At 58.3% G+C, this 3,687-nt stretch carries 3 protein-coding genes; 2 read left to right on the plus strand and 1 reads right to left on the minus strand.

Features of this window, described 5'->3' with window-relative positions; all coding sequences use genetic code 11:
- Both H5U08_RS12840 and H5U08_RS12845 read left to right on the plus strand, forming a co-directional pair.
- The coding region (locus tag H5U08_RS12840; RefSeq protein WP_297033689.1) for a hypothetical protein at nt 1–1,464 on the plus strand (1,464 nt) is incomplete at its 5' end.
- Nucleotides 1,465–1,809: 345 nt separating this feature from the next.
- Entirely contained in the window at nt 1,810–2,070 is a 261-nt protein-coding gene (locus H5U08_RS12845; protein ID WP_297033691.1) for a hypothetical protein, read from the plus strand.
- A 272-nt stretch (nt 2,071–2,342) separates the two neighbouring features.
- Here the strand turns inward: H5U08_RS12845 and lpdA are convergent, their stop codons facing one another.
- Nucleotides 2,343–3,686 (minus strand): dihydrolipoyl dehydrogenase, encoded by a 1,344-nt coding sequence (gene lpdA, locus H5U08_RS12850; protein WP_297033694.1) that lies wholly within the window; start codon nt 3,684–3,686, stop codon nt 2,343–2,345.
- Nucleotide 3,687 lies beyond the last annotated feature (1 nt).

Here is a 3,687-nt window from a genome sequence, read left to right on the forward strand (position 1 = left end):
GTCGGTCGCACAGGCGGATTTTCCGTGGCGCATGGACCAGACAAGGTGAAGAGAAATCCTGCGACGGAAAAGGCGAATATTCCTGGAATGGGGCCCCAGCGGGAAAATCGCTTCATGGAACCTAACCCACCAGTCAATCAGCCGTCCCAGAATGGGGGCGCCCCGGGGGTGCAGAGCAGCGGCACGGAAGATCGCGATGTTTCCACGCGCGATTCGTCAAACTTGCCGGGTATTCCCCAGGCGGTGGCTTCGAGCGAAAACAGCCAGTCTGCCGAGCCGGCGAATATGGAAGGGGAAGAATCTCTTCCACAGGATCCGACTCAAATACCCAGCCAAAGTCCGGCCGGTGGTGCTGCGATTTCTGCGGATAAGCCGGAGAAATCTGCCGCGTCACCAAATCCGCCTGGGTTGAACGATTTGCCCGAAGAATTTCGTACAACACTGAACCAAATCTGGGAATCGCTGGCACAGCGCGACTTGGAGGGGGCCCGGGCGGCGCTCAACCGGCTGGCTTCCCAGGTCCGGTCGGACAATCATCGCCGAATCGTCGAGGCGATGGACCAGCTCGTTCGCGACGTGGAACAATTCTGGAAAATTATGGCGGAGATCGTCGCCTCATTACAGAGCACCGAGGAACTGGCGGTAGGAGATACCTATGTGATCGTCGTGGAGGCCACGAAAGATTCACTGGTTCTCCGCGCGGCCGGTCAGAATCGTCGGTATGCCCTGCGTGAAATTCCGACCATTCTTGTTGAGGCCCTCGCCCGGCGTCGCCTCCAGCCGGGACCAGACAGCGACATCCTGCTGGCGGCATTCTTGGCCGTGGACCCCAAGGGCGACTTCGCCGAGGCTCAAAGGCTCTTGGAGCGTGCTCGCGCCCAAGGAGGAGATGTCGAGTTGATCGCGGAGGCGCTTCGTTACAGGCCCAACAGTGGTAGCGGTACAGGCCGCCTGCCTGTCCCGGCAAGTGGCGCGGACGTACTTGAAGCGGACAAATGGTTGGAGCAACAGTTTGGCACAAGAATTAAGCAAATCGCGGGAATCACGGATGCCCAGGCTCTCGCGCGGGATCTGATGACGGCTGCGGAGAATTCGGCCCTTGCCCCCGCCATACGATATCGGTTGCTTCGAGAAGTTCTCCACCTTGCCGAGACCTATGGACTGGCGGACGACGGCATCAATGCAATCGACCGGCTCTCCAAAGTCTTCCAGATCGACTTCTGGACGGAAGCGGTTCAACTGGCGCAATCTTGGACGGGACACAAATTCCGTCCCGCAGAAAGCCAGAGTATCGCCAAAATCCTGCTTCCTCTTGTGGATCGCGCTCTCCGAGAAAATCGCCAGAATGAAGCGCGAAGGCTGGCCCAGGCTGGTTTGATCCTGGCAAGACAATCGGGCAACATTGGCCTCATCCGGCAGTATTTGAGTGTCCTCCAGCAACTCCCCGACGAGAAAACTCCCTAATTCCGCACTGGGGATTCCGGAGCGATATATCATTGCGGACGTGTCCATAGCGCCCCGACGAAAGGCACATTTGCATTGAGAACCGACTGTGATCATAATAGACATAATGGGCTACCGGTACGCACTTGAGCCACTGGAGGACGCGTCTCGTCGATCGCGAACCTCTTCTCTTTGAGGAACCTCTTACTGTAAGGTACGTCAACGGGGTTACGTCCTGAGGAGGGGAACATCGCAACGTCCTTGGTGGCCCAACGTCCAGACGCGGTGGGGATTGTCGCTATGATATCTGAGAGCTACGATAATCCGCAGAGGGAGTTAATACATAAGGAAAAGGAGGAGCGACGGATGGCGCACGGATTGTATTTCATTCAGGGATGTCCAACATGCGGACGCCGGGTTCAGATCCGCATGGCCTATCTCGGCAAGTACGTTACGTGCCATCACTGCGGTGCGGCTTTCCAGGCAGACGGTGGTGCGAAGCCGGGGGACACAGCTTCGAGCAACGGGGAGCAGGCGGACTCGCTCGGTCAATCTCGTCTGGTCAATTCCCGATGGAAGCCCGCCCAGGCGGTCACCTGGCCGTTCGGCCCCGAAATGGACGTGTGATCGACCCGTAGATTCGGCCCTTCAGAGGCTCAGCCATAGTCGGTGTCACCGGGCCTCTGCAGGGTGTGCGACGGTCAATCGCGTTCCGTGGTTCGTGACATCATTGCTAGCACGACGCGTTGACAGCCTTCGCTAATTTATCCCCGCCACCGTCGAAAGCGCCCTCGTCGTGTGAACCAGCACGGTGTCTTCAGTGAGCCATTTAGCACGATTCTGGCGCACGTACCATGGCTTTCAACAAGTTTCTGACCGGGCTGCCCGACTTCGGGCAATCAGGTTGACCCCTTGGGCGCTCGGGGACGGTAAATATCGGTGGCTGTTCCCAGGAACACCTCGGCCGCAAAGCTGAGCGTTTCGCATAAAGTAGGATGAGGATGGATCGTCTCAGCGACGTCGCGGACGGAGGCCCCCATTTCGACGGCCAGCGTGGCCTCTCCGATGAGGTCTCCGGCGTTAGGGCCGACGATTCCACAGCCCAAAACACGTTCCGAGGCCGGATCGACCAACCATTTGGTGAGGCCCTCTGTTCGGCCGACCGATTGTGCCCGACCACTGGCCGCCCAGGGAAAAGCGGCAACCTCGTAGGCAATCCCTTTCTGTTGGGCCTCGGTTTCTGTCAGGCCGGTCCATGCGATTTCAGGATCGGTGAAAACAACGGCCGGAATGGCCCGGGGTTCAAAGACTGCGGCGGAATGCCCCGCCAGCACCTCGACGGCAACCTTTCCCTCATGAGCTGCTTTATGAGCCAGCATCGGTTGACCCACAATGTCTCCGATGGCTGAGATGCTGGGGTCATTCGTTCGCAACTGGTGGTCAACTTCAATGAATCCCTGCTCGTTAACGTGGACTTTCGTATTTTCTAACCCAAGTTGATCGCTGTTAGGCCGTCGTCCCACCGCCACGAGGACTCGCTCAAACGTGCTCGTTTTCTGGACATCACCCTCAAAGGTGGCTTCAATACCGTCGCCGACTACCCTGAGCCGAACAACCTTCGTCTTCAGGTAAATAGCCTCAAACAACGATTCGAGCCGCTTCGCGAGCGGTCGAACGAGATCGCGGTCGGCGCCAGGCAGCAGGCCGTCCGTTAGCTCGACCACCGTCACCCGGCTTCCCAGCGCGGCATACACCGCTCCCATTTCCAGGCCGATGTACCCACCGCCGACCACGAGGAGCGATTTTGGAACCGCCGCAAGCTCGAGGGCCGCCGTTGAATCCATAACCAATGGACTATCGACCTGAAATACACTGGGAATCGCCGGCCGGGAACCTGCCGCAATAATACAGTGCTCGAACCTCAATTGCGGCTCAGGAGGTGTTTTCCCGTTGACCGGATGGAGTTCCAAGGTGTGAGAATCCTTGAAGCTTGCCCGGGCTTGGATCACCTCGACCTTCCTCTTCTTGGCCAGTTGCGCCAATCCGGACGTTAGCGTCGTCAGTACCTGCTCCTTACGGGCCCGCAGCTTTTGGATATCGATTTTCGGAATTCCATACTCAACACCCCACTCCTTCAGCTCGTGGACCTCCTGCATGGCTCGGGCGACATGGAGAAGGGCTTTGGACGGAATACACCCGCGGAGCAGACAGACGCCTCCGAGTCGAGACTCCTGATCGACAATA

The sequence above is a fragment of the Thermogutta sp. genome, assembly GCF_014359955.1.
Classification (GTDB): Bacteria; Planctomycetota; Planctomycetia; order Pirellulales; family Thermoguttaceae; genus Thermogutta.

Coding starts and splice junctions, on each gene's coding strand:
- H5U08_RS12845 (WP_297033691.1), top strand. CDS start 1,810: ATGGCGCACGGATTGTATTTCATTCAGGGATGTCCAACATGCGGACGC.